Origin of the sequence: Microbacterium sp., from assembly GCF_035687345.1 — a bacterium.
Lineage (GTDB): Bacteria > Actinomycetota > Actinomycetes > Actinomycetales > Microbacteriaceae > Microbacterium.
This window is the reverse complement of the sequence record NZ_DASRXZ010000042.1, coordinates 1-23,917: the sequence shown is the minus strand read 5'-3', so window position 1 is coordinate 23,917 and position 23,917 is coordinate 1. Positions and strand designations below refer to the sequence as shown.

The 23,917-nt window shown below is 70.2% G+C and carries 22 protein-coding genes; 13 read left to right on the top strand and 9 right to left on the bottom strand.

The features are described from left to right. Window positions 1-30 precede the first annotated feature (30 nt). Both VFF97_RS05140 and glgP read right to left on the bottom strand, forming a co-directional pair. The gene (locus VFF97_RS05140; RefSeq protein WP_325032416.1) at window positions 31-762 is read right to left on the bottom strand and encodes a glutamine amidotransferase; all 732 of its coding nucleotides are present in this window, start codon (window positions 760-762) and stop codon (window positions 31-33) included. A gap of 58 nt (window positions 763-820) precedes the next feature. After that, window positions 821-3,379 carry an alpha-glucan family phosphorylase gene (glgP, locus tag VFF97_RS05135; protein ID WP_325032415.1) on the bottom strand — a complete coding sequence of 853 codons (2,559 nt, stop codon included), beginning with the start codon at window positions 3,377-3,379 and terminating at the stop codon, window positions 821-823. Between the two features lie 155 nt (window positions 3,380-3,534). On the opposite strand from glgP, the gene VFF97_RS05130 reads away from it, so the two are divergent. Together VFF97_RS05130 and VFF97_RS05125 are read left to right on the top strand one after the other, a co-directional pair. After that, entirely contained in the window at window positions 3,535-3,753 is a 219-nt protein-coding gene (locus tag VFF97_RS05130) for a response regulator (protein ID WP_325032414.1), read from the top strand. Window positions 3,754-3,814: 61 nt separating this feature from the next. After that, window positions 3,815-4,402: a CYTH domain-containing protein gene (locus VFF97_RS05125; protein ID WP_325032413.1), complete on the top strand. Its 588-nt coding sequence runs from the start codon at window positions 3,815-3,817 to the stop codon at window positions 4,400-4,402. An 81-nt stretch (window positions 4,403-4,483) separates the two neighbouring features. Here VFF97_RS05125 and lpdA read toward each other — a convergent pair whose 3' ends face one another. Both lpdA and VFF97_RS05115 read right to left on the bottom strand, forming a co-directional pair. Further along, on the bottom strand, window positions 4,484-5,881 hold the full coding sequence (lpdA, locus tag VFF97_RS05120) for a dihydrolipoyl dehydrogenase (protein ID WP_325032412.1): 1,398 nt from the start codon (window positions 5,879-5,881) through the stop codon (window positions 4,484-4,486). A 10-nt stretch (window positions 5,882-5,891) separates the two neighbouring features. Further along, on the bottom strand, window positions 5,892-6,590 hold the full coding sequence (locus VFF97_RS05115; RefSeq protein WP_325032411.1) for a copper resistance CopC family protein: 699 nt from the start codon (window positions 6,588-6,590) through the stop codon (window positions 5,892-5,894). Between the two features lie 115 nt (window positions 6,591-6,705). On the opposite strand from VFF97_RS05115, the gene VFF97_RS05110 reads away from it, so the two are divergent. Beyond that, window positions 6,706-7,107, top strand: a complete 402-nt coding sequence (locus VFF97_RS05110) for a hypothetical protein (protein ID WP_325032410.1) — start codon at window positions 6,706-6,708, stop codon at window positions 7,105-7,107. 28 nt (window positions 7,108-7,135) lie between these two features. Here VFF97_RS05110 and VFF97_RS05105 read toward each other — a convergent pair whose 3' ends face one another. After that, on the bottom strand, window positions 7,136-7,483 hold the full coding sequence (locus VFF97_RS05105; protein WP_325032409.1) for a hypothetical protein: 348 nt from the start codon (window positions 7,481-7,483) through the stop codon (window positions 7,136-7,138). Window positions 7,484-7,671: 188 nt separating this feature from the next. Here VFF97_RS05105 and VFF97_RS05100 point away from each other — a divergent pair, with 188 nt between their 5' ends. The 3 genes from VFF97_RS05100 (at window position 7,672) to VFF97_RS05090 (ending at window position 9,527) form a co-directional block, all read left to right on the top strand. Next, on the top strand, window positions 7,672-8,181 hold the full coding sequence (locus VFF97_RS05100) for an FHA domain-containing protein (RefSeq protein ID WP_325032408.1): 510 nt from the start codon (window positions 7,672-7,674) through the stop codon (window positions 8,179-8,181). Continuing rightward, on the top strand, window positions 8,181-8,873 hold the full coding sequence (locus VFF97_RS05095) for a MerR family transcriptional regulator (RefSeq protein ID WP_325032407.1): 693 nt from the start codon (window positions 8,181-8,183) through the stop codon (window positions 8,871-8,873). The genes VFF97_RS05100 and VFF97_RS05095 overlap by 1 nt, the downstream gene beginning before the upstream one ends. A gap of 108 nt (window positions 8,874-8,981) precedes the next feature. Beyond that, window positions 8,982-9,527, top strand: a complete 546-nt coding sequence (locus tag VFF97_RS05090; RefSeq protein WP_325032406.1) for a MerR family transcriptional regulator — start codon at window positions 8,982-8,984, stop codon at window positions 9,525-9,527. Between the two features lie 43 nt (window positions 9,528-9,570). On the opposite strand, the gene VFF97_RS05085 is transcribed toward VFF97_RS05090, so the two are convergent. After that, complete coding sequence (locus VFF97_RS05085; RefSeq protein ID WP_325032405.1) at window positions 9,571-10,812, bottom strand: trans-sulfuration enzyme family protein; 1,242 nt, start codon at window positions 10,810-10,812, stop codon at window positions 9,571-9,573. A 104-nt stretch (window positions 10,813-10,916) separates the two neighbouring features. Here VFF97_RS05085 and VFF97_RS05080 point away from each other — a divergent pair, with 104 nt between their 5' ends. Further along, complete coding sequence (locus VFF97_RS05080; protein WP_325032404.1) at window positions 10,917-11,411, top strand: Lrp/AsnC family transcriptional regulator; 495 nt, start codon at window positions 10,917-10,919, stop codon at window positions 11,409-11,411. On the opposite strand, the gene VFF97_RS05075 is transcribed toward VFF97_RS05080, so the two are convergent. After that, window positions 11,408-12,238, bottom strand: a complete 831-nt coding sequence (locus VFF97_RS05075) for a ParA family protein (protein ID WP_325032403.1) — start codon at window positions 12,236-12,238, stop codon at window positions 11,408-11,410. The two genes, VFF97_RS05080 and VFF97_RS05075, sit on opposite strands and share 4 nt — an antisense overlap. 87 nt (window positions 12,239-12,325) lie before the next feature. Between VFF97_RS05075 and VFF97_RS05070 the strand changes: the two genes are divergently transcribed. The 3 genes from VFF97_RS05070 to VFF97_RS05060 are packed head-to-tail and all read left to right on the top strand — an operon-like array spanning window position 12,326 to window position 18,083. Next, window positions 12,326-15,733, top strand: coding sequence for a pyruvate carboxylase (locus tag VFF97_RS05070; protein WP_325032427.1), 3,408 nt, complete (start codon window positions 12,326-12,328; stop codon window positions 15,731-15,733). A 58-nt stretch (window positions 15,734-15,791) separates the two neighbouring features. Then, complete coding sequence (locus VFF97_RS05065) at window positions 15,792-17,588, top strand: MinD/ParA family protein (RefSeq protein WP_325032402.1); 1,797 nt, start codon at window positions 15,792-15,794, stop codon at window positions 17,586-17,588. A 3-nt stretch (window positions 17,589-17,591) separates the two neighbouring features. After that, the gene (locus tag VFF97_RS05060; RefSeq protein WP_325032401.1) at window positions 17,592-18,083 is read left to right on the top strand and encodes a peptide deformylase; all 492 of its coding nucleotides are present in this window, start codon (window positions 17,592-17,594) and stop codon (window positions 18,081-18,083) included. A gap of 102 nt (window positions 18,084-18,185) precedes the next feature. Here VFF97_RS05060 and VFF97_RS05055 read toward each other — a convergent pair whose 3' ends face one another. Beyond that, window positions 18,186-20,012, bottom strand: a complete 1,827-nt coding sequence (locus VFF97_RS05055) for a long-chain fatty acid--CoA ligase (protein WP_325032400.1) — start codon at window positions 20,010-20,012, stop codon at window positions 18,186-18,188. A 175-nt stretch (window positions 20,013-20,187) separates the two neighbouring features. Between VFF97_RS05055 and VFF97_RS05050 the strand changes: the two genes are divergently transcribed. From VFF97_RS05050 to VFF97_RS05040, 3 genes are all read left to right on the top strand, one after another. After that, window positions 20,188-21,126, top strand: a complete 939-nt coding sequence (locus tag VFF97_RS05050; RefSeq protein ID WP_325032399.1) for an ROK family glucokinase — start codon at window positions 20,188-20,190, stop codon at window positions 21,124-21,126. Between the two features lie 2 nt (window positions 21,127-21,128). Next, window positions 21,129-21,845 carry a lysophospholipid acyltransferase family protein gene (locus VFF97_RS05045; protein ID WP_325032398.1) on the top strand — a complete coding sequence of 239 codons (717 nt, stop codon included), beginning with the start codon at window positions 21,129-21,131 and terminating at the stop codon, window positions 21,843-21,845. 68 nt (window positions 21,846-21,913) lie between these two features. Further along, a complete protein-coding gene (locus VFF97_RS05040) occupies window positions 21,914-23,257 on the top strand; it encodes a class II 3-deoxy-7-phosphoheptulonate synthase (protein ID WP_325032397.1) in 1,344 nt (447 codons plus the stop codon). Window positions 23,258-23,293: 36 nt separating this feature from the next. Here the strand turns inward: VFF97_RS05040 and VFF97_RS05035 are convergent. Beyond that, window positions 23,294-23,917: PASTA domain-containing protein (locus tag VFF97_RS05035; protein ID WP_325032396.1), on the bottom strand; the 624-nt coding region annotated here is incomplete at its 5' end.

The following is a 23,917-nucleotide window of genomic DNA, read 5'->3' as shown; positions in this document are numbered from 1 at the left end:
GCCCCGCGAGCCCGTTTCCGCCCGGCGCTTTCACCGCGCGTAGAGCTCCACGAAGTTCTGCAGCATCCGCCCGGGGTGCATGACCGGCACCCGCCGCACGGCCGCGAGCACGAGGTCGAGCTCGTCGGGGGCGAAGTACCCGTAGTCGGCGTAGGCGTGGATGCGCGTCTCGATGCCCGGCAGGTCGAGCTCGGGGTGGAACTGCGTCGCGTACACATTCCTGCCGACGCGGAACATCTGCACCGGCGCGCCCTCCGACCGGGCGAGCAACGTCGCGTGCGGCGGAAGCGCGCTGATCGCCTCCTTGTGTCCTACGAAGGCCTCGAACCGCTCGGGGACACCGGCCAGCAGCGGGTCGGTCGCCCCCTCCGAGGTCATCTCGACGGTGACGACGCTGATCGGCTCCGAGTACGTGCGGTCGATCGTGGCGCCCTGATGCGCGCCGAGCGTGCCGATGCCGTAGCACGCGCCCAGGAACGGGAAGTCGCGCGCGACCACCTGATCGAGCAGGTGTGCGAACTCCGCCTCGACGCGCTGCTGCACGTCGGACTTGCGTTCGGGCGGGTCGGATGCGTTGAACGGACCGCCCCCGACGAAGATGCCCGACAGGTCGTCGAGGGCCAACTCCGGCATGGGTCCGGCCTCGAGGCGCACGCGCACGAGGTCGCGCTCATCGAGCCCGGTGGCGCGCAGGAACAGCGCGTACTCCTCGTCGGCGGGAACGTCCTCGGCGCGCGTCGCCAGCAGTACGAACGGCTTCACACGGTCACGTTATCCTCCGGTCGCTGAGCGAGCGAAGCGAGACGAAGCGAGACGAACGTCACGCCGCGTACGTCACGAGTCCCAGCTCGACCGGCGTCACGAGCTGCGGATGCTTCGGCACCACTCGCACGGTGTAACCGAAGGTTCCCGTGACGTCGAGCGGCAGCGTGCAGCCGAACGTCGTCACGCCGTCGTTCGTCTCGCCGGTGGGCGTGAGCGGATGCAGCGAGTGGTCGTCGGCGATGTCGTCGTCCTCGTCGGTGCGCCCGTACGCGAGCTGCACCTCGACGTCGTCGGCCGTGAGGCGCCCGAGCCGCACGCCGGCGCGCACTTCGAACGTGTCGCCCGCCTGCGCCTGCTGCGGGATGCCCGATCCGTCGACGCTGTCGACGCGCACCTCGGACCACGCGTCGCGCACGCGTGCGACGTAGGCCGCGAGCTCGCGCGCACCCGCGTGCGCGTCGGCACGCAGGGCCGCGTCGTGCTCGGCGGCGGGCACGTACAGCCGCTCGACGTACTCACGCACCATGCGGTCGCTCGTCGCCTTCTTGCCGAGGTCGGTCATCGTGTGGCGCACCATGCGCAGCCACGCGCGCGGCACGCCGCCTTCGCGCTCGTAGAACTTCGGCACGAGTTGGTGCTCGATCAGGTCATAGAGCGCGGATGCCTCGGCGTCGTCGCGCTCCTCGTCGCTCGACGCGGTGTCGGCGGTCGGGATCGCCCAGCCGTTCTCGCCGTCGAACCACTCGTCCCACCACCCGTCGCGGATCGACAGGTTGAGCGCGCCGTTGAGCGCCGCCTTCATGCCGCTGGTGCCACACGCCTCGAGGGGGCGCAGCGGGTTGTTGAGCCACACGTCGCAGCCGGGGTAGAGGGTCTTCGCGAGCGTGATGTCGTAGTCGGGCAGGAACACGATGCGGCCGCGCACATGGGGGTCGCGGCTGAACCGCACGAGCTGCTGGATGAGGATCTTGCCCGAATCGTCGGCGGGGTGCGACTTGCCGCCGATGACGATCTGCACGGGGCGCTCGGGGTCGGTGAGGATGCGCGTCAGCCGCTCGGGGTCACGCAGCATGAGCGTGAGGCGCTTGTACGTCGGAACGCGCCGCGCGAAGCCGATCGTGAGCACCTCGGGGTCGAGGGCGTCCTCGATCCACGCGGGCACCACGTTTCCGCTGTCTTCGACGGCCGCGACGAGCCGGCGTCGGGCCTCGCCGATGAGCTCGGTCTTCATCTCGCGGCGGATGCCCCACAGCTCTTCGTCCGACACGGCCGCCGCGTCGCGCCAGTCGTGGTTCGGCACGTGCGCGTCGCCGAACGCGCGCTCGCTGAGCCCCTTGAGCGCGGGATGGAGCCACGTCGGCGCGTGCACGCCGTTCGTGATCGAGGTGATCGGCACCTCGTTCTCGTCGACCCCCGGCCACAGCGAGCCGAACATGCGACGGCTCACCTGCCCGTGGAGGAGGGACACGCCGTTCGCGTGCTTGCCCAGGTGCAGTCCGAGGACGGCCATGTTGAACACGCCGGGGTCGCCGCCGGGGTACTCCTCGAGGCCGAGCGCGAGGGCGCGGCCCGCGTCGAGACCCGCGAACAGGCGGCTGCCGAGGTACGCCTCGATGAGGTCGCGAGGGAACCGGTCGATGCCCGCGGGCACCGGCGTGTGGGTGGTGAACACGGTGGAGGCCCGCACCTGCACGAGCGCCTCGTCGAACGCGAGACCGTCCTGCGTGATGAGCTCCGACATCCGCTCGAGCCCCTGGAAGCCCGCGTGCCCTTCGTTCGTGTGGTAGACGTCGGGCGTCGGATGCCCCGTGAGCCGGCACCACGCCCGCAGCGCGCGCACGCCGCCGACGCCCAGCAGGAGCTCCTGAAGCAGACGGTGCTCGCCGCCGCCTCCGTACAGGCGGTCGGTGACCTTGCGCAGCTCCTCGCTGTTGGAGGGCGTCTCGGAATCGAGCAGGAGGAGGGGCACGCGACCGATGTCGGCGATCCACACGCGCGCCGCGAGGCGGCGGTCGCCCGGAAGGTCGAGGACGATCTCGACGGGTGCGCCCGATTCGTCGCGCAGCAGCGTGAGGCCCAGGCCGTAGGGATCGAGCAGCGGGTAACTCTCGCGCTGCCAGCCGTCGTCGCCGATCGACTGCCGGAAATAGCCGGCGTGGTAGAAGAGGCCCACGCCCGTGAGCGGGACGCCGAGGTCGGAGGCGCTCTTGAGGTGGTCGCCCGCGAGGATGCCGAGGCCGCCCGAGTACTGCGGCAGGGATCCGTCGACGCCGAACTCGGGGGAGAAGTACGCGATGTGCTGCGGCTTCGGGCCATCGAGGTGCTGATACCACCGCTCGCCCTCGAGGTAGGCGGTCAGGCGCTCGTCCTCGGCGCGCAGGCGCGCGAGGAAGTCCTCGTCGTGGGCGAGCTCGTCGAGCCTCCGCTGCCCGAGCGCGCCGAGCATGCGGGCGGGGTTCTCGCCGATCTCGCGCCACAGGTCGGGATCCATCGAGGCGAAGAGGGCGTGCGTCGCGCGACTCCACGACCACCGCCAGTTCGAGGCGAGCCGGTCGAGCGGGGCCAGTGCGTCGGCGAGGACGGGACGAACGGTGAACGTGCGGATGGCCTTCACCCGACGAGTCTATAGACGCTGTCGCAGGGCTCTTGAACGGCTCGGGGCCCGCGCGCGGCGGGCCGGCCGCGCCTCCGTCGCCCGGTGCGGGAAACCCCGGCGCGCCGCGGAATCGCGTGATGACCGATGGGGGAGGTGCGGACTAGGCTCGGCACATGGCCATCGCACGACTCCACGGGGGCCCGCTCGACGGGCAGCTGCTTCCGCTCGAACGCCCCGACCTCGACTCGCTCATCGTCCCCTACGGCGAGGGCCAGGTCGTCTATCGACGACAGGGCGATCTCGCCAAGACGGGCACGTCCGACGGGCCGACCGAAGCCGAGTTCTGGTTCATCGAGGCCACCGACGAGATCGGACCCTCCAACGACGACTGACGACTTCACGCACGACCGGCCGCACGACACGGACGCACCGGCGCGCTCGGTCGAGCTCGAGGTGAAGTTCGACGTCGCGGCCGACACCCCGCTGCCCGATCTCGAGTCGCTGCCGGGGGTCGCCAGCGTCTCGACGCCCGAGCCGCGTGAGCTCGACTCCCGCTACTTCGACTCCGAGGAGTACGCGCTGGGCCGCGCCGGCTACGCCGTGCGCCGTCGCACGGGCGGGCCCGACGAGGGCTGGCACATCAAGGGGCCGCGAGACGCCGAGGGCGCGCGCGTCGAGCTGCACTGGCCGCTCGGTGCCGAAGGTGAGATTCCGGATGCCGTGACCGCCGCCGTTGCGCACGTCTCGGCCGCGCAGCTCACGTTCATCGCCCGCATCCTCAACAGCCGCATCGCGTACTACCTTTTCGACGCGCGTGGGGGAGTCGTGGCGGAGTTCGTCGACGACCGCGTCACCGCGACCGACGTCCGCCGCGACCGGAGCGAGTCGTGGCGCGAATGGGAGTTCGAACTGGGACCCGCTGCGCCGGCGGACGCCGAGGAGCGGGCCCGCCTCTTGAACGCTGCAACCGAGGCTGTCGCCGCCGTGGGGGGCCGGGTCGCGGCATCCGATTCGAAGCTCGGCCGCGCTCTCGGCCTCTGACCTCCGTTCGACGAAGGGGCGGCGCCTGGCACGACGAAGGGGCGGCGCCTGACGGCACCGCCCCTTCGTCGTGAGTTCGGATCAGAGGTTGATCATGTGACCCACGAGCCCGTGGAAGCCCTCCTGCAGCGCCTCCGACAGCGTCGGGTGGGTGTGCACGTTGCGCGCCGCCTCGAGTGCTGTGAGGTCCCACTTCTGCGCGAGGGTGAGCTCGGGGAGCAGCTCCGACACGTCGGGGCCGATGAGGTGGCCGCCGAGCAGCTCGAGGTGCTCGCCGTCGGCGATGAGCTTGACGAAGCCGACGGGCTCGCCGAGTCCGTTCGCCTTTCCGTTCGCCGAGAACGGGAACTTCGCGACCTTGACGTCGTAGCCCGCGTCGCGCGCCTGCTGCTCGGTGAGGCCGAACGACGCGACCTGCGGGGAGCAGAACGTCGCGCGCGGCATCATGCGGTAGTCGCCGAGCGGCATCGTCTCGGCCTTGCCGATCGTCTCGGCGGCGACGACGCCCTGCGCCTCAGCCACGTGAGCGAGCTGCAGCTTCGCGGTGACGTCGCCGATCGCGTAGATGTGCGGCACGTTCGTGCGCATGTAGTCGTCGATCTCGATCGCGCCGCGGTCGGTGAGCGTGACGCCGGTGGTCTCGAGGCCGAAGCCCTCGACGTTCGGCGCGAAGCCGATCGACATCATGACCTTGTCGGCGTCGATCGAACCGGCGTTGCCGTCCTTGTCGGTGTAGGTCACCGTGACGCGGTCGCCGTGGTCGGTGACGGTCTCGACCTTCGTCGAGGTGAGGATGTCGACGCCGTACTTCTTGTACTGGCGCGTGATCTCCTTCGAGACGTCTTCGTCCTCATTCGGGAGGGCGCGATCGAGGAACTCGACGATCGTGACCTTCACGCCGTAGTTGACCATGACGAACGCGAACTCCATGCCGATCGCGCCGGCGCCGACGATGACGATCGACTTCGGCAACTCGCGCGCGAGGATCTGCTCCTCGTAGGTGACGATGTTGCCGCCGAGCTGCACGCCCGGGAGAAGCCGCACGCGCGAGCCCGTCGCGATGATCGCGTTGTCGAACGTGACCGTCTCGGTCGAGCCGTCGGCTTTGGTCACCACGATGGTGTTCGCGTCGGTGAACGCCCCGCGACCCTCGTACTCGGTGACCTTGTTCTTCTTCATGAGGAAGTGGATGCCCTTGACGTGCGTCTCGGCCACCTTGCGGCTGCGGTCCCACGCGACGCCGAAGTCGAACTGCACGTCTCCCGAGATGCCGAACAGATCCGCCTTGTGCAGCACCTGGTGCGCGAGGTCGGCGTTCTTCAGCAGTGCCTTCGAGGGGATGCATCCGACGTTCAGACAGACGCCGCCCCAGTACTTCTCTTCGATGATCGCGACCGTGAGGCCGAGCTGGGCGGCGCGGACGGCGGCCACATACCCGCCGGGCCCCGCGCCGAGGATGGCGACGTCGTAGTGAGGCATGACTTCCAGCCTAGTGGTCGGCGGGCGGCTGGGAGCCGGGGTCGCCTGTGCCCACCCCGCGTTCGCGCAGAGCGTTCTCGCGCCGGGCGCGCGAGACGAGGAGGTAGATCACGGCACCCCCCACGGCGATCACGAGGACTCCGAGCAGCACCCACGGCCAGACGTCGCCGAACGTCGAGTCGCCGTCGTCGCTCGGTGCGGGAGTCGTCGCCTCGGGCGTGGGGGTCGGAGTCGTCGTGGCCGGCGTCGACGGCTCGGTCGTCGCGGTGCCGGTCGGCGTGGGCGCCGGGGCAGCGGCGACCGTGAACGTGTACTCGCCCGAGATCGGGTGGCCGTCGCTCGAGACGACGCGCCACAGCACGCGGATCTCGCCGGATGCGCCGGATGCCGTGTCGAGCGCCTGCGTGACGGTGTTCTCCTCGACGACGGGCTCGCCGTCGGCGATCGAGGCCCCCGCGCCGTCGACGACGTCGACGGCGGTGGCGCCGGCCTCGGGGGACAGCACGCCGCTGAACACCAGCCGCACCTCGGCGGGAATGGCCTCGACGCTTTCATCCGCTGCCGGCGCGGCGGAGATGAGCTCGTCATGCGCTGCCGCGGGTGGGGCGACGAACGCGAGCGAGCTCAGCGCGACGAGGCTCGCGACGACCGTCGCCGCCCATCGTGCGGCCGGAGAGGAACGCCGTTTGTGAACTTCTCGTGACAACACGACTTCGAGCCTAGCCCGGGGGTGTTGTGCGCCGTGCCACGGGCCTACGATGCCGTCAGGCGGGGTGCTCCTGCCCCGCCGAAGCGACGACGAAGACGGAAGCGAGGTGCGGGAGATGGACGCCATGATGATGGACGCCATGTCGAAGGACATGATGTCGATGCCGGGCATGGAGACGATGGACATGTCCCTGCTGCAGGCCTGTATGGACGCCTGCTCGGCATGTGAGCAGGCGTGTACGGTGTGCTCGACCCAGATGATGTCGTGCGCCCCCGCGTGCATGAACTGCGCGGACATGTGCAACACGATGATGCGGGCGATGCTGCGGATGCAGGGGATGACGCCCGCCACCATGGTGGCCATGCTCGACGCGTGCATCGCCATGTGCCAGCAGTGCATGGACGAATGCATGGAGCATGCCGACCACAGCGACGTGTGCCGCATGTGCGCGCAGTCGTGCAAGGCGTGCATGGACGCGTGCAGCAAGCTGCGGGAGTCCATGGTCGCCGCTGCGTGACGAGGGCGGCGGCGCCAGTCCGGCGCCGTCAGCGGAGGACGTTGAACCGCGCCGCGCCCGCGGCGAGGACGTCGTAGCGTCCGTGCAGGGCGACCGGCGTGCCCTCCGAGACCGCGGATGCCGCGCCGGCCCCGCTCCACACGACGATGCGCGTCGCGTCGTCGATCGTGCGCAGCGTGAGGGTGCCGGCCGTGGCATCCGTCTTCTCGACGATCGCGTCGACCCACTCGGACGGGGTCGCGGCCGCGAGCCGTGCCTGGATGAGATGCAGCGCGTGCCCGGGCGCGAAGGTCGAGCATGCCCCGCCGTGGACGCACATGCACGCCGGACGCTCACGCACCTCGAGGGGCGGAAGGTGGCTGTGCGGACTCGACACGACGGGTCTCCTGTCAGTAGGTTCGATTACCCCGCCCAGGCTAGGGGGGACGGGAGCGGCCGGCATCTCGAGCCGACACACGCCGAAACATTGCGCGGCGGTGACGGTGGACCGCTCACCGGAAAGGCGCGTTCCGCTCTTTCGGCGGACGACCTTTCGGATAGGCTTGGACGCCAGAGGAGGAGCACGTGGACGACATTCGCCGACCCGACTCGGGCGAGATCCGACGGGCTGCGGGCGGGAGCGGCGAAGCCGGCTCCGCCGATCGTGCAGCCGACACGACGCAGACCTTCGGGCATGACTCGGATCTGTCGTTCGTGCCGTTCGGCAGCGACCTGACCGATGCCGAACTCGACGCGATCGATGCACTGCCCAGCGGCGCCGCGATCCTGATCGTGCGCTCCGGGCCCACGGCCGGCGCGCGATACCTTCTCGACACCGACGTCACCACGATCGGCCGCCACCCCGAGGCCGACATCTTCTTCGACGACGTGACGGTCTCGCGTCGTCACGCCGAGGTGACGCGCACCGGCACCGCCTTCGAGATCGTCGACCAGCGGTCGCTCAACGGCACGTATGTGAACGGCGAGCGCGTCGACCGCGGCCGGCTCACGAACGGCTCCGAGGTGCGGATCGGAAAGTTCCGCCTCAACTTCTTCGTCTCACCGGCCGACCTGGCACAGGCTGCGGACGCGTGATGTCAGGCGCCAACGCCCGCGAGCGCGCCGCGCCCGCGGGCCTGCTGAGCATCGGTCAGGTTCTCGCGCGGCTCGGCCCGGAGTTCCCGACTCTGACCTCGAGCAAGCTGCGCTTCCTCGAGGTGCAGGGCATCGTGTCGCCCCTTCGCACCGAATCCGGCTACCGCAAGTTCTCTCAGGCCGACCTCGAGCGGCTGCGCCTCGCTCTCACGCTCCAGCGCGACCACTACCTGCCGCTGAGCGTCATCCGCGAGTATCTCGAAGACCTCGACGCGGGCCGCGACCCCGCGACGCCGACGGTGCCTCCGCCGCCGTCGATCGTGCCGGCGCCGCGCCGCTATCGGCGCGAGGAGCTGCTGTCGGCCGCGGGTGCCGCGCCGCAGCTGCTCAATGACGCGATCAGCACCGGCGTGATCCCGGGCGGCGAGACGTACACCGAGCAGTCGCTGGCGATCCTGCGCGCGCTCGTCGCACTCGATCGGCACGGCATCGAGCCGCGCCACGTGCGCACCCTGCGGCAGAGCGCGGAGCGCGATGTCGCTCTCGTCGAGTCGGCGCTCGCGCCGCTGCTGCGCCGCACCGACTCGTCGTCGCGGGCTCGCGCGAGCGAGCTCGCGCCCGAACTGACGCGTCGGCTCGACGAAGTGCGCGCGATCTTCGTCCGCTCGGCGCTGGAGCGTCTGCTGTCGTGATTCGGGCCCGTCCGGGCGACACGTCGGCGACACACGTCGGATGTCGTTGCCCGAGGACCGGGGCTGATCTAGCGTTGAACCATCGGGATCCACGAGGGGGGATTGCGTATGACCGCACCGGAAGCGGCTGACGAACCACGTTTCGTCGCCGATCTCCTCTTCACCGACGGCCTCCCGGCGATGGATGACGAGGTGGGCTACCGCGGAGCGGTGGCGGCCCGTGCCGCGGGGATCACGTACCGCCAGCTCGACTACTGGGCCCGCACCGAGCTCGTCGAGCCGACCGTGCGCGGCGCGAGCGGCTCAGGATCGCAGCGCCTTTACGGATTCCGCGACATCCTCGTGCTGAAGCTCGTGAAGCGCCTGCTCGACACCGGCATCTCGCTCCAGCAGATCCGCACGGCGGTCGAGCAGCTGCGTGCCGCCGGCATCCGTGATCTCGCCGGAACGACGCTCATGAGCGACGGCGCGTCCGTTTATCTGTGCACGTCGAACGACGAGGTCATCGACCTCGTCAGCCGCGGGCAGGGCGTGTTCGGCATCGCCGTCGGGAAGGTGCTGCGCGAGGTCGAGTCGACTCTCGTCGAGTTCGATCCGCAGACGGTCGACGCGGTCGACGAACTCGCGGCCCGTCGCGCCGCGCGCTCGGCCTGAGTCGGATCACGACCCGGCGCCGACCGCTCGGAGCGGCGCCGGATCAGACGGTCGCGGACGTCTCCGTCACGGTCGCCGCGTCGTTCGTCTCGTCCATCGCACGGCTCACACCGTCGATTCGCCCGAGAGCCTGATCGAGGTCGGCGATGAGGTCGTCCGGGTCCTCGAGTCCGATCGACAGCCGCACGAGGCCCGCGCCGGGCTTCGCGGCGGCCGCCACCGGGCGGTGGGTGAGCGAGGCCGGATGCTGGATGAGCGAGTCCACGCTGCCGAGCGACACCGCGTGCGTGAAGATGCGGACGTTCGACGTGAGGGTGACGGCGGCGTCGTAGCCGCCCTCGAGCTCGATCGAGACCATCGCGCCGGGGCCGTCCTGCTGCGTGCCGATGAGGCCGTGCGGGTCGGCGCCGGGAAGACCGGGGAAGTGGACGCGCGCGACCTGCGGGTGTCGCGCGAGGTGCTGGGCGACGCGTGCGGCGCCCGCCTGCTGGGCGCGCATGCGCACCGGGAGCGTCGACAGTCCGCGATGCAGCAGATACGCCGCGAGCGGATGCAGGATCGCTCCGGTGATCGCACGGGTTCGGCGCAGGGCCGCGGCGGTCTTCGCGTCGCACGCGACGACGCCGCCCACGACGTCGCCGTGGCCGCCGAGGTACTTCGTGGCGCTGTGCAGCGCCATCGCGGCGCCGAGGTCGAGCGGGCGCTGCAGCACGGGCGTCGCGAACGTGTTGTCCACGACGACCGGCACGTCGCCCGCGGCCGCGACGATCGCGCGGATGTCGACGAGCTCGAGGGTCGGATTCGCGGGCGACTCCACGATCACGAGTCCCGTGTCGGGGCGCAGGGCGTCCGCGATGCCGTTGGCAGTCGTGAAGGTCGTCTCGGTGCCCAGCGTCTCGGCGTCGAGGAGATGATCGGTGCCGCCGTACAGCGGACGCACGGCGACGACGTGGCGACGCTCGCGGGGAAGCGACAGCAGCACGGCCGTGATCGCCGCCATGCCCGACGAGAAGGCGACGGCCTCTTCGGCGTGCTCGAGCTTCGCGAGGGCGTCCTCGAACCGGCCGACGGTCGGGTTCCACAGGCGCGCGTACACGTTCGAGCCGCCGTCGAAGGGGCGGCCGCCTGTCGCGAGCACTTCGTACGAGAGCCCGCCGAGCTCCACGTCGGGAAGCGGACTCGTCGACGAGAGGTCGATCGGAAGAGCGTGCACGCCCATCGACGCGAGGTCTTCGCGGCCGGCATGCACGGCCACGGTGTCGGGGTGCAACGTCGTCGGTGCCATGCACTCATCGTCGGCGATCATTCGACGTTTCGCAATCGACACCGTACGTTCCACGGTGCACACTGTATTTCCATGAAGAATCTACGATCTGGGGCATCCGAATCATGACGCCGCCGAAGAATCCGCACACCGCTCCACCGGCCCTGGACGGGACCGACCGCGCCATCCTCGAGGCCCTCACGGCGGACGGCCGGATGACGAACGCGGCGCTGGCTGCGCGCGTCGGCGTCGCAGAGTCCACGTGCGCGAATCGTGTGAAGGCGCTGCGGGAGTCAGGGGTCATCGCGGGCATCAGCGCGAGGGTCGATCCGGCCGCGGTCGGGCGCCCCATCCAGGCCGTCGTGCGCGTGCATCTCGCAAGTCACAACCGCGCTCACGTGAACGAGCTGTTCGACCGCCTCGTCGGGATTCCGGGAGCTCTCTCGGTGATCCACGTGGCCGGTGACGACGACTTCGTGCTCCTCGTGGCGGTGCCGAGCCCGCAACGGCTGCGCGACCTGATCCTCGAGCACATCACGATCCATCCGGCCGTCACGAAGACCGAGACGCAATTGGTGTTCGAGGTGCGCGACGGAGCGGGCGTGCTCGGCCCGCTCTAGAACGACTGCTGCGCGCGCACCTCGCCCGGCGTCGCCGGGGTGGGGATGCGGCCCGTCCGCATGACGCGGTCGAGCAGCGCATCGAAGTCGGCCGCGAGCTCCTGCGCGGAGTCGCCGGGCCAGATGTGAAGGGGCTTGGCGGCGCCCTGCGCCTGCTGGAGCGACGTGCGCTCGGGCAGCTGCGGCGAGAGCACGAGCGGGCCGAACATGTCACGCAGCTCCTTGATGCGGAACTGGTGCTCGATCGACTGCGGACGCACGCGGTTGACCACGAGGCCGAGCGGCTGCAGGCGGGGGGAGAGGCCGCGGCGGATCTCCTCGATGGCGCGCAGTGCGCGGTCGGCGGCGGCCACGGAGAACAGGCCCGGCTCGGTGACGACGATCACCCGGTCGCTCGCCGCCCACGCCGTGCGCGTGAGGGCGTTGAGCGAGGGGGCGCAGTCGATCAGCACGAGGTCGTAGTCGGCCTCGATCGTCGCGAGCGCCTCTTCGAGCTTCCACACGTCGCGCACGCTCGGGTGCGGACCGTCGAAGTTGATGGCGGACGGGCTGCCGATCATGACGTCGATCGTGCCGGGGTGGACCTTCGCCCACCCGCTGGAGGTGATCGCCTGACGGACGACCTTCTCCTTCGGATTCGCCAGCACATCGGCCACGTTGAGGCGGCCGGCGACCTGGATGTCCATGCCGGTGGAGACGTCGGACTGGGGGTCGAGATCGACCACGAGCGTGCGCACTCCTCGCGCGAACGCGGCGGAGGCGAGGCCCAGAGTGACAGTCGTCTTGCCGACACCGCCTTTGAGCGAGCTCACGGAGAGTACGTGCACAAGGCACTACGTTACCGTCCCCTAGGCTGTGAGCACACTCAGCCATACCGGCGGCTGGGTCTCGGCCGGATCCTGCGCGAGGTGCGAATGTTCAAGAAGATCCTTGTTGCCAACCGAGGTGAGATCGCCATCCGGGCTTTCCGCGCGGCTTTCGAACTGGGTGCGAGGACCGTCGCGGTGTTCCCGTTCGAGGATCGAGGGTCGCTGCACAGGCAGAAGGCGGACGAGTCGTACGAGATCGGCGAGCACGGGCATCCGGTGCGCGCGTACCTCGACGTCGACGAGATCATCCGCGTCGCGCTCAAGTCCGGCGCCGATGCGATCTACCCCGGCTATGGCTTCCTCTCCGAGAACCCCGACCTCGCCGCGAAGGCCGCCGAGAACGGAATCACGTTCATCGGGCCGCCCGCGAAGGTGCTCGAGATGGCGGGCAACAAGGTCACGGCGAAGGAGCACGCGGTCGCCGCGGGCGTGCCGGTGCTGCGCTCGACGGATGCCTCGGACGACGTCGACGCCCTCGTCGCGCAGGCCGAGGAGATCGGCTTCCCGATCTTCGTGAAGGCCGTCGCCGGTGGCGGGGGCCGCGGCATGCGGCGCGTCGAGACCCCCGAAGACCTGCCGCCTGCGATCGCTGAGGCGATGCGCGAAGCGGGCGCCGCGTTCGGCGACCCGCGCGTGTTCCTCGAGCAGGCGGTCGTGCGTCCGCGGCACATCGAGGTCCAGATCCTGGCGGATGCCACGGGCGAGACGGTCCACCTCTTCGAGCGCGACTGCTCGGTGCAGCGCCGCCACCAGAAGGTCATCGAGATCGCTCCGGCGCCTAACCTCGACCCGGCGATCCGTGATGCGCTCCACGCCCACGCCGTCGCGTTCGCGAAGTCGATCGGCTACGTCAACGCGGGCACGGTCGAGTTCCTGCTCGAGACCGCGGGGCCGCGCACGGGCGAGGTCGTCTTCATCGAGATGAACCCGCGCATCCAGGTCGAGCACACCGTCACCGAAGAGGTGACCGACGTCGACCTCGTGCAGTCGCAGATGCGCATCGCGGCGGGGGAGACCCTCGCCGACCTGGGACTCCATCAGGAGAGCATCCACCTCCGCGGAGCCGCGCTGCAGTGTCGCATCACGACGGAGGACCCCGCCCAGGGCTTCCGCCCCGACACGGGCCGCATCACCACCTATCGCTCGCCCGGCGGCGCCGGCATCCGTCTCGACGGCGGCACGACCGCCGCGGGGTCGCAGATCAGCCCGCACTTCGACTCGATGCTCTCGAAGCTCACGTGCCGCGGCCGCGACTTCCCGGCGGCGGTCGCCCGTGCGAAGCGCGCGCTCGCCGAGTTCCGCATCCGCGGCGTCGCGACGAACATCCCGTTCCTGCGCGCGGTGCTCGACGAGCCTGCATTCGTCGCGGGCGACGTCAGCACGTCGTTCATCGACGAGCGGCCGCAGCTGCTCACGAGTCATCCGTCACGCGATCGGGCCACCAAGCTGCTCAACTGGCTCGCCGACGTCACCGTCAACCGCCCGTACGGCGAGAAGCCCATCATGGTGTCGCCCGGAAGCAAGCTGCCCGAGATCGACCTCGCCGCGCCCGTCCCGCCGGGCAACCTCGAGCGCCTGCGCGAGCTCGGCCCCGCCGGATTCGCGAAGGCCCTGCGTGAGCAGACGGCTCTCGCGGTCACCGAGACGACGTACCGCGACGCGCACCAGTCGCTGCTCGCGACGCGCGTGCGCACGCGCGACCTCGTGCGCGTCGGCCCGCACGTCGCGCGCATGACCCCTGAGCTGTTCTCGATCGAGGCGTGGGGCGGTGCGACCTACGACGTCGCGCTGCGGTTCCTCGCGGAGGACCCGTGGGAGAGGCTCGAGGCGGTGCGCCAGGCGATGCCGAATATCCCGATCCAGATGCTGCTGCGCGGCCGCAACACGGTCGGCTACACGCCGCGACCCGTCGAGGTGACGGATGCGTTCGTGAAGGAGGCCGCCCGCACCGGTGTGGACATCTTCCGCATCTTCGACGCGCTCAACGACGTCGACCAGATGCGCCCCGCGATCAGCGCCGTGCTCGAGACCGGCACCGCGGTCGCCGAGGTCGCCGTGTGCTACACCGCCGACTTGCTCGACCCGGCCGAGCGCCTGTACACGCTGGACTACTACCTGCGCCTCGCCGAGCAGATCGTCGAGGCGGGCGCCCACATCCTCGCGATCAAGGACATGGCGGGCCTCCTGCGCCCGGCCGCCGCGGCGAAGCTCGTGACGGCGCTGCGCGAGCGGTTCGACCTTCCCGTGCACCTGCACACGCATGACACGGCCGGCGGGCAGCTCGCGACCCTGCTCGCGGCGAGCGCCGCGGGAGTCGACGCGGTGGATGCGGCGGCCGCGCCGCTCGCGGGCACGACGAGCCAGCCGTCGCTCTCGGCGCTCGTCGCGGCCCTCGCGCACACCGATCGCGACACGGGCATCAGCCTTCAAGCCGTGAGCGACCTCGAGCCGTACTGGGAGGCGGTGCGCCACCTCTACCGTCCGTTCGAGTCGGGTCTTCCCGGCCCCACCGGCCGCGTGTACCACCACGAGATCCCGGGCGGACAGCTGTCGAATCTGCGACAGCAGGCGATCGCGCTCGGTCTCGCCGACGACTTCGAGCTCATCGAGGACATGTACGCGGCGGCCGACCGCATCCTGGGGCGCATTCCGAAGGTCACGCCCTCGTCGAAGGTCGTCGGCGACCTCGCGCTCGCGCTCGTCGCGGCGAAGGCCGACCCGGCCGACTTCGAGCAGAACCCGCAGAATTACGACATCCCCGACTCGGTGGTCGGGTTCATGGCGGGAGAACTGGGCGATCTTCCGGGCGGCTGGCCCGAGCCCTTCCGTTCGAAGGTGCTCGCCGGACGCAGCGTCTCCATCGACATCCCGCCGCTGAGCGCCGAGGAGCAGGAGGGCCTCGCGGGCGACGCCGCCGACCGGCGCCGCACGCTCAACCGTCTCCTGTTCCCGGGGCCGGCGAAGGAGTTCGAGCACAACCGCGAGACGTACGGAGACCTCTCGGCGCTCGGCACGCCGGACTACTTCTACGGCCTCAAGCCCGGTGAGGAGCACGTCGCCGAGATCGACCCGGGCGTACAGCTGTACGTCGGACTCGAGGCGATCGGCGAGCCCGATGACGGCGGCATCCGCACCGTCATGACGACGCTCAACGGCCAGCTCCGCCCCGTCTACGTGCGCGACCGCTCGATCAAGGTCGAGAAGGCCGCCGCCGAGAAAGCCGACACGAGCAAGCCGGGCCAGGTGGCGGCGCCGTTCTCGGGCGTCGTGACGCTCAAGGTCGAGGTCGGCGACAAGGTCACGGCCGGTCAGCAGGTCGCCTCGATCGAGGCGATGAAGATGGAGGCTGCCATCACGGCACCCGTCGACGGCGTCGTCGAGAGGCTCGCGCTGACCGGTTCGACGCAGGTCGAGGCGGGCGACCTTTTGGTCGTGATCCGTCCCGCCCAGTAGCCTGGAGGGCGCGCGATCGCACGCGCACCTGCCCGACGCCTCCTTGGAGAAGCCCGCATTGACGCCTGATCGACAAGACCAGAACCCCGACGACGCCGAGAACGGCGTGCTGGCCGACACCGGGAGCATCAACACGACCGGCTTCGACATCCTCGGCGGATCCACCGAGCAGGTCGAGGTGACGTTCCCGATCGCGTCAGAGGACGACGACCTCGACGACGACGTGGTGGGCGACGAAGTCGCCATCGGCGCCGACCTCCTCGGCACCGACACGGCCCAGGCCGAGATCATCGAGACGGGTGCCGTCGACACGGCGGCCGAGCACGGCGACGGGGGCGACGACGTCATCGATGCCGAGCTCGTCGACACCGGTTCGTTCGACCCGATCACGCCCGGCGACCGCCCTGACGGCGAGTCTCCGATCAGCGAGAGTGTTGCGGATGCGGGCCCGGTCGCACAGGCTGGTGTCGCGGACGAGTTGGCTGACGGGGCCGTCGCTGAGCCGGAGGTCGATGACATGCTTGATCCTGAGATCGCATCGGATGCCGACGCCGAGCGTCCCGGTGACGAGGGCCAGCCCGGCGCCGAGGCCGAGGAGAACGGCCCGACGATCGAGACCGCCGAACTGGACGCCCTCATCGCGGGCGCCATCGCGGCGCACCCGCGGGGCGAGCGCAGCCGCGAGGCCGGCACCGGGACCGGTGCCACGCCGACCGCGACGGGCGAGGCGTCGGAGCCCGACCGCGCGCCGAGCACACGCGCGACCACCCCGGCGCCCAGCCCGGCGACCCGCTGGGAGGCGCACCACCCCGACAACCCAGAGCGCCCCGCGCGCGCTGTCGAGCGCACGCCCGTGCGCGCCGACATCTCGCTCACGTCGAAGCGGCTGGGGGAGTTCGAGGCCAACCGCGAGAGCGCCGACCTGCTCACACCCGACCGCCTGCTCGACCCGCACCAGGTCGTGAAGCCCGAGCCCGAGGGCGTGTGGCAGCACTTCATCTACACGATCTCCGGCAAGCGCATCCACCTGGGCGACAGCAAGCGGGCCCAGGCGCGCAAAGCGCTCGACCGCCGCATCGCGGCGCCGCTCACGGGCGGGGCGCGCTTCGTTCCGGTCGTGTCGCGCAAGGGCGGCGTCGGCAAGACGACCGTCACGACGCTTCTCGGCATGGCACTCGCCGACGCGCGCGACGACCGCATCATCGCGGTCGATGCCAACCCCGACCGCGGCACGCTCGCCGACCGCGTTTCGCGCGCGAGCGGCAAGACCGTCCGCGACCTCGTGCGCTCGCGCGGTGAGGTGAGCGGCTACGCCGACATCTCGTCGATCGTCGCGCGTGACGAGACGCGACTCGACGTGCTCGCATCCGACAGCGACCCGCGCGTGTCCGAGGCGTTCAGCGACCGCGACTACCACGACGTCGCGCGCATCGCGGCACACTACTACTCGATCGTGCTCACCGACACCGGAACGGGCATCGTGCACTCGGTCATGAGCGCGACGCTCGACCGCGCCGATCAGCTCGTGATCGTCGCCGGCCTGAGCGTCGACGAGGCCCGCCTTGCGTCTGAGACGATCACGTGGCTCGAGACCAACGGGTACGCGGAGCGCGTGCGCAACGCGGTGGTCGTCCTGAACCACGCGCGACCGGGCGCGCCGATCGTGCGCGCCGACGAGCTCGAGGCGCATTTCCGCTCGCGCGTGCGGGCGGTCGTGCAGATTCCGTACGACCCGCACATCGCCGCCGGAAGCGCGATCGCGTTCCGCGACCTGCAGCCCGCCACACGCCTCGCTGCGCGTGAACTCGCGGCAACGGTCGTCGAAGGACTCCGCGCCCTCGCGGTCGCCGCCTGATCGATGACGGTCCGGCCCATCCGCCTCTTCGGCGACCCTGTGCTCAAGGCGCCTTCGGCGCCCGTCGACGGCATCGACGACGGCGTGCGCGCGCTCGTGCAAGATCTGCTCGACACCGTCGAGCTCCCCGGACGCGCGGGCGTCGCGGCGCCTCAGATCGGCGTCGGCACGCGTGCCTTCAGCTACAACATCGACGGCGACATCGGCTACGTCCTCAATCCCGTGCTCGTCGAGGTGCGGGGCGAGCCCGAGCTCATGGGCGAGGGCTGCCTCTCGGTGCCGGGGCTCTGGCACGAGACGCCGCGCCACCCGTACGCGAAGGTCGTCGGCATCGACCTCGACGGCAACGAGGTCGTCATCGAGGGGGAGGGACTCATGGCGCAGGCGCTGCAGCACGAGACCGACCACCTCGACGGCAAGCTCTACCTCGACCGGCTTCCGCCCGAGACGCGCCGCGTCGCGATGCGTCAAGTCCGCGAGAGCGACTGGTTCTGACGCGTGCCGGATGCCGCGGCGCCCGCCCCGACGCGACATCCGTTCCGACGCAAGAGCGAGGGCCCGAGGCATCCGCCCCGGGCCCTCGCCGTTGCGTCTCGCCTACTTGAGCGACACGTTCGACGTGTTGACCGGCGCCGCGTAGATCTCCTCGATCTCGTCGGCGAAGTCGGCCAGGATCACGTTGCGCTTGATGCTCATCTTGGGCGTCAGGTGACCGCTCGCCTCGGTCCACTCGGTCGAGAGGATCGTGAACTTGCGGATCGACTCGGCGCGCGACACGCGCTTGTTGGCCTCGTCGATCGCCCGCTGCACCTCGGCGCGCACGGCGCCGTTCGCGGCGGCCTCCGCCAGCGACATGTCAGCCGGCAGCTGGTTGTTCGCGAGCCACGTCGGCAGCATCTCGGGGTCGAGCGTCACCAGCGCCGAGATGAACGGCTTCTGGTCGCCCACCACGACGACCTGCCCGACGATCGGGTTGGCGCGGATGGGGTCTTCGAGCGCGGCGGGGGCGACGTTCTTGCCGCCCGCCGTGACGATGATCTCCTTCTTACGGCCCGTGATCGTGAGGAAGCCCTCCTCGTCGAACGAGCCCAGGTCACCCGTCTTGAACCAGTCGCCGTCGAACGCCGCGGCCGTGGCCTCGGGGTTGCGCCAGTACTCCTTGAAGACGTTGATGCCGCGCACCTCGATCTCGCCGTCCTCGGCGAGGCGGATGCCGACACCCGGGAGCACCGGGCCGACCGTGCCGATCTTCGACTTCGTCGGAAGGTTGACCGTCGCCGGGGCGGTCGTCTCGGTGAGGCCGTAGCCCTCGAGGATCACGACGCCCAGGCTGTGGAAGAAGTGGCCGAGGCGCTCGCCGAGCGGGGCCGAGCCCGAGATCGCGTACACGACGTTGCCGCCCATGGCCGTGCGCAGCTTGGAGTACACCAGCTTGTCGAACAGCTTGAACTTGATGCGCGTGCCCAGCGGGACCTTCCGGCCCTCCTGCTGCAGCTTCGAGTGCTCGATCGCGGTGTGCGCGGCGGCGCGGAAGATCTTGCCCTTGCCGCCGGCCTCGGCCTTCTGCTCGGCCGAGTTGTAGACCTTCTCGAACACGCGCGGCACCGCGAGCAGGAACGTCGGCTTGAAGGAGCCGAGTGCCGGAAGCAGCTGCTTCGTGTCGGGCTGGTGACCCGTCTTGACACCCGCGTGGACATTCAGGATCGAGATGAACCGCGCGAACACGTGGGCCGTCGTGATGAACAGCAGCGTCGAAGCACCCGGGTACTCGACGACCTCTCGCAGCGCCTTCGCGGAGTTGCGCGAGAGCTCGACGAAGTTGCTGTGGGTGATGACGCAGCCCTTCGGACGGCCGGTCGACCCGGACGTGTAGATGAGGGTCGCGATGTCGGAGCCGTTCGCGATGCTGCGGCGGCGCTCGATCTCTTCGTCGGTGACGTCTCTGCCCTGCTCGATCAGCTTGTCGAGGTCGCCCCGGTGCATCTCCCATGCCGAGCGGATGAGGGGCACATCGGCGCGCACCTCGTCGAGGCGCGCCGCGTGGTCGGGGGACTCGACGATGCACGCGACGGCACCGGAGTCGGTGAGGATCCACTGGATCTGAGACGCGGAGCTCGTCTCGTAGATCGGCACCATGACCGCGCCCGCGAAGAAGAGCGCGAAGTCGACGAGCGTCCAGTCGTAGGTCGTGCGCGCCACGAAGCCGACCTTGTCGCCGGGCTCGACGCCCGCCGCGACGAAGCCCTTCGCGAGCGCGATGACCTGGCGGTGGAACTCGGCCGTGGTGATGTCACGCCAGCCCTCGCCTTCGGGGACGGCGAACAGCGCCCGGTCGGGCGTGGCCTTCAGACGTTCGACGAGAAGGTCAGTGACGTTCGCCTGTGGATCGGCGGGAACGATCGCTGGGACTTCGAATTGGACCACGGCAGCTCCTTCGGTACCGGAAATGAAATGTTCGGGTGAATGGAGACGAGTTTAGTCGTCCATGCTGTGCACGACATGCGCCCTGTGGACGCGACGCGCGGGGCCCGTTTTCGCACCGCGTCGCGCGGATAGACTTCAAGGCGCCGTCGCGAGCGCGTCGGCTGAAAGGACACTGGTGCTCAACGTCGGGATCGACATCGGCGGGACGAAGATCGCCGGAGGCGTCGTCGACGCCGACGGCACGATCCTCGAGAAGGTCCGCGTCGAGACGCCGGTCGACACGGCCGCGCTCGCGAGCGCGGTCGCCGACATGGCGAACCACCTCATCGAGCACCACGACGTGTCGGCCGTCGGCGTCGCGGCGGCAGGCTTCATCGACAAGACGCACTCCGTGGTGATCCACGCGCCGAACATCGCGTGGCACGACTACCCGCTGCGCGAGATCCTCCAGCGCGACATCCGCCTTCCCGTCTCGATCGAGAACGACGCGAACGCGGCCGGCTGGGCCGAGTTCCGGTTCGGGGCGGGGCGCGACGTCGACGACATGGTCATGCTCACGCTCGGCACGGGCGTGGGCGGCGCGGTCATGGTCGACGGCGAGCTGTTCCGCGGCGGCCATGGCATCGCGGGCGAGCTGGGTCACGTCCGCTTCACCCGGGACGGGCTCCCGTGCGGGTGCGGGCAGAACGGATGCCTCGAGCAGTACGCCTCCGGCCGCGCGCTGCAGCGCGAGGCCAACGCGATCGCCGACGAGGGGGGCGAGCGGGGGAGAGCGCTCGCGGAGCTGCGGGAGCAGAAGGGCACGATCTCGGGCCCTGCGGTCTCACGTCTCGTGCTCGCGGGCGACGAGGGCGCGCGCGAGGCGCTTCTGCGCGTCGCGACCGCGCTCGGCGAGGCGTGCGGCGGATTCCAGGCGGTGCTCGACCCCGAGCTGTTCGTGATCGGCGGAGGCGTCGCCCAGCTCGGCGAGACGCTCCTCGAGCCCGTGCGCCTCGCGTACGAGACGGCACTGCCCGGCTACGGCGACCGCCCCGTCGCGGCGTTCGCGATCGCGAGGCTCGGCAACGACGCGGGCCTCATCGGCGCCGCGGATCTCGCGGGACGCGAGGTGTAGCGATGTTCTACTGGCTGATGAAGTACGTGGTGATCGGACCGATCGTCAAGGCGATCTTCCGCCCGTGGATCATCGGTCGTCGCAACGTCCCGTCGGAGGGGGCCGCGATCCTCGCGAGCAACCACCTGTCGTTCGTGGACTCGATCTTCCTGCCGCTCATGATCGACCGGCCGGTCGCGTTCCTCGCCAAGAGCGACTACTTCACGGGTCGCGGCATCAAGGGCTGGGCGACGCGCATGTTCTTCAAGGCGACGGGCCAGCTGCCGATCGACCGCTCGGGCGGCCAGGCATCCGAGGCCTCGCTCAACACCGGCCTGCACGTGCTCGGTCGCGGCGACCTGCTCGGCATCTACCCGGAGGGCACCCGGAGTCCCGACGGCAAGCTCTACCGCGGCCGCACCGGCATCGCGCGCATGGCGCTCGAGGCGCACGTGCCGGTGATCCCGGTCGTCATGGTCGACACCGACACGATGATGCCGATCGGCACGCGCATCCCGCGCGTCGTGCGTGTGGGCGTCGTGATCGGCGAGCCTCTCGACTTCTCGCGGTTCGCCGGCATGGAGGGCGACCGCTACATCCTGCGGTCGGTCACCGACGAGATCATGGTGGCCCTCCAGCGCCTCGGCGAGCAGGAGTACGAGGACGTGTACGCCTCGACGGTCAAGGACCGGCTCAAGAAGCCGTCGAAGGACGCGTCGAAGGCGGATGCCGCGTCCTGACCCTCCCCGCTCCCGCCAGGCGGTGGCGGGCGGGTCTGGCGCGCTTCGCGCGCCGATACAATTGGCGGATGCTCCAGCACCTCGACGCCCTCGACCACTGGCGGACTCTGCCCATCAAGCAGCAGCCCGTGTGGCCCGACGCCGAGGCGGTGGCCGCGGCATCCGCTGAGCTCGCCACTCTTCCGCCCCTCGTCTTCGCGGGCGAGGTCGACCAGCTGCGCGACAAGCTCGCGCGCGCGGCGGCGGGCAAGGCGTTCCTCCTGCAGGGCGGCGACTGCGCCGAGACGTTCGCGGGGGCCACCGCCGACCAGATCCGCAACCGCATCAAGACGGTCCTGCAGATGGCGGTCGTGCTGACCTATGGCGCGTCGATGCCGGTCGTGAAGATGGGGCGCATGGCGGGGCAGTTCGCCAAGCCCCGTTCGAGCGACACCGAGACGCGCGGCGACGTGACGCTGCCCGCGTACCGCGGCGACATCGTGAACGGCTACGACTTCACCGAGAAGTCGCGCGAGGCCGACCCGTCGCGGCTGCTGAAGGGCTACCACACGGCCGCTTCGACCATCAACCTCATCCGCGCGTTCACGCAGGGCGGTTTCGCCGACCTGCGCGAGGTGCACTCGTGGAACAAGGGCTTCGCGCAGAACCCGGCGAACGCGCGGTACGAGCGCCTCGCGAACGAGATCGACCGCGCGATCAAGTTCATGGAGGCGGCCGGCGCGGACTTCGACGAGCTCAAGCGCGTCGAGTTCTACACGGGCCACGAGGGCCTGCTCATGGATTACGAGCGCCCCATGACCCGCATCGACTCGCGCACCGGCACGCCGTACAACACGTCGGCCCACTTCCTGTGGATCGGCGAGCGCACGCGCGACCTCGACGGCGCGCACGTCGACTACTTCTCGAAGATCCGCAACCCCATCGGCGTGAAGCTCGGCCCGACCACGACTCCCGAGACCGCGCTCGCCCTGATCGACAAGCTCGACCCCGAGCGCGAGCCGGGTCGCCTGACGTTCATCACGCGCATGGGGGCCGGCAAGATCCGCGACGCGCTTCCGCCTCTGCTCCAGGCCGTGAAGGACTCGGGCGCGACGCCTCTGTGGGTCACCGACCCCATGCACGGCAACGGCATCACGACGCCGACGGGCTACAAGACGCGCCGCTTCGACGACGTCGTCGACGAGGTGCGGGGATTCTTCGAGGCGCACCGCGCCGTCGGCACGTTCCCGGGCGGCATCCATGTCGAGCTCACCGGCGACGACGTCACCGAGTGCCTCGGCGGCTCCGAGATGATCGACGAGGAGACGCTCGCGACGCGCTACGAGTCGCTGTGCGACCCGCGACTGAACCACATGCAGTCGCTCGAGCTCGCCTTCCTCGTGGCCGAGGAGCTCGAGAACCACAAGCGGTGACCGGATGCCTCGGCCGAGGCATCCGTCTCACATGCGTCAGCCCGACGCGGTGATCTGCACGTAGACGCGCGTGCCTTTGACGCGCATTTCGCCCGGGGCGGGGTCGGTGCCTGTCACGCGCGTGAGCGAGTTCGGGAATGCCGCCCAGAACACGGCGTAGTCCACCTGGAACCCGGCGCCCTCGAGCGTCGCGATCGCCTCGTCGCGCGTGAGGTCCTGCACGTCCGGGATCGGGAACAGCGGCGGGCCCGATGAGACGACGAGGGTCACGGTGTCGCCAGGACGCAGCCACCCGCCGTCTTCGCGGCCGAGGACGCGGATGACGTCGCCCGCGGCGATCTCCTCGCTCGTCTCCGTCTGGGCCTCCTCGGCGACCTGAAGGCGCGCGGCCTCGAGCGTCCGGCGGGCGGAGTCCTCGCTCTCGCCGACGACGTCGGGCACGGGCCCGAGCGACACCCAGAGCGTCGCGGCGTCGCCCTCGTGGGCCGTGCAGCCCTCGCCGCACGCGTACGGCTCGCCGACGCGCGGATTGAGCATCGTGCCGACGACGGCGCCCGGGGGAGCGCCGGTGAAGAACTCCTCGTTCTCTTCGTCGGGTGTGATCCCGAGGTCCTGGAGGATTCTTCGCGCATCCGTCTCGGTGAGGTCGATGAGCCGTTC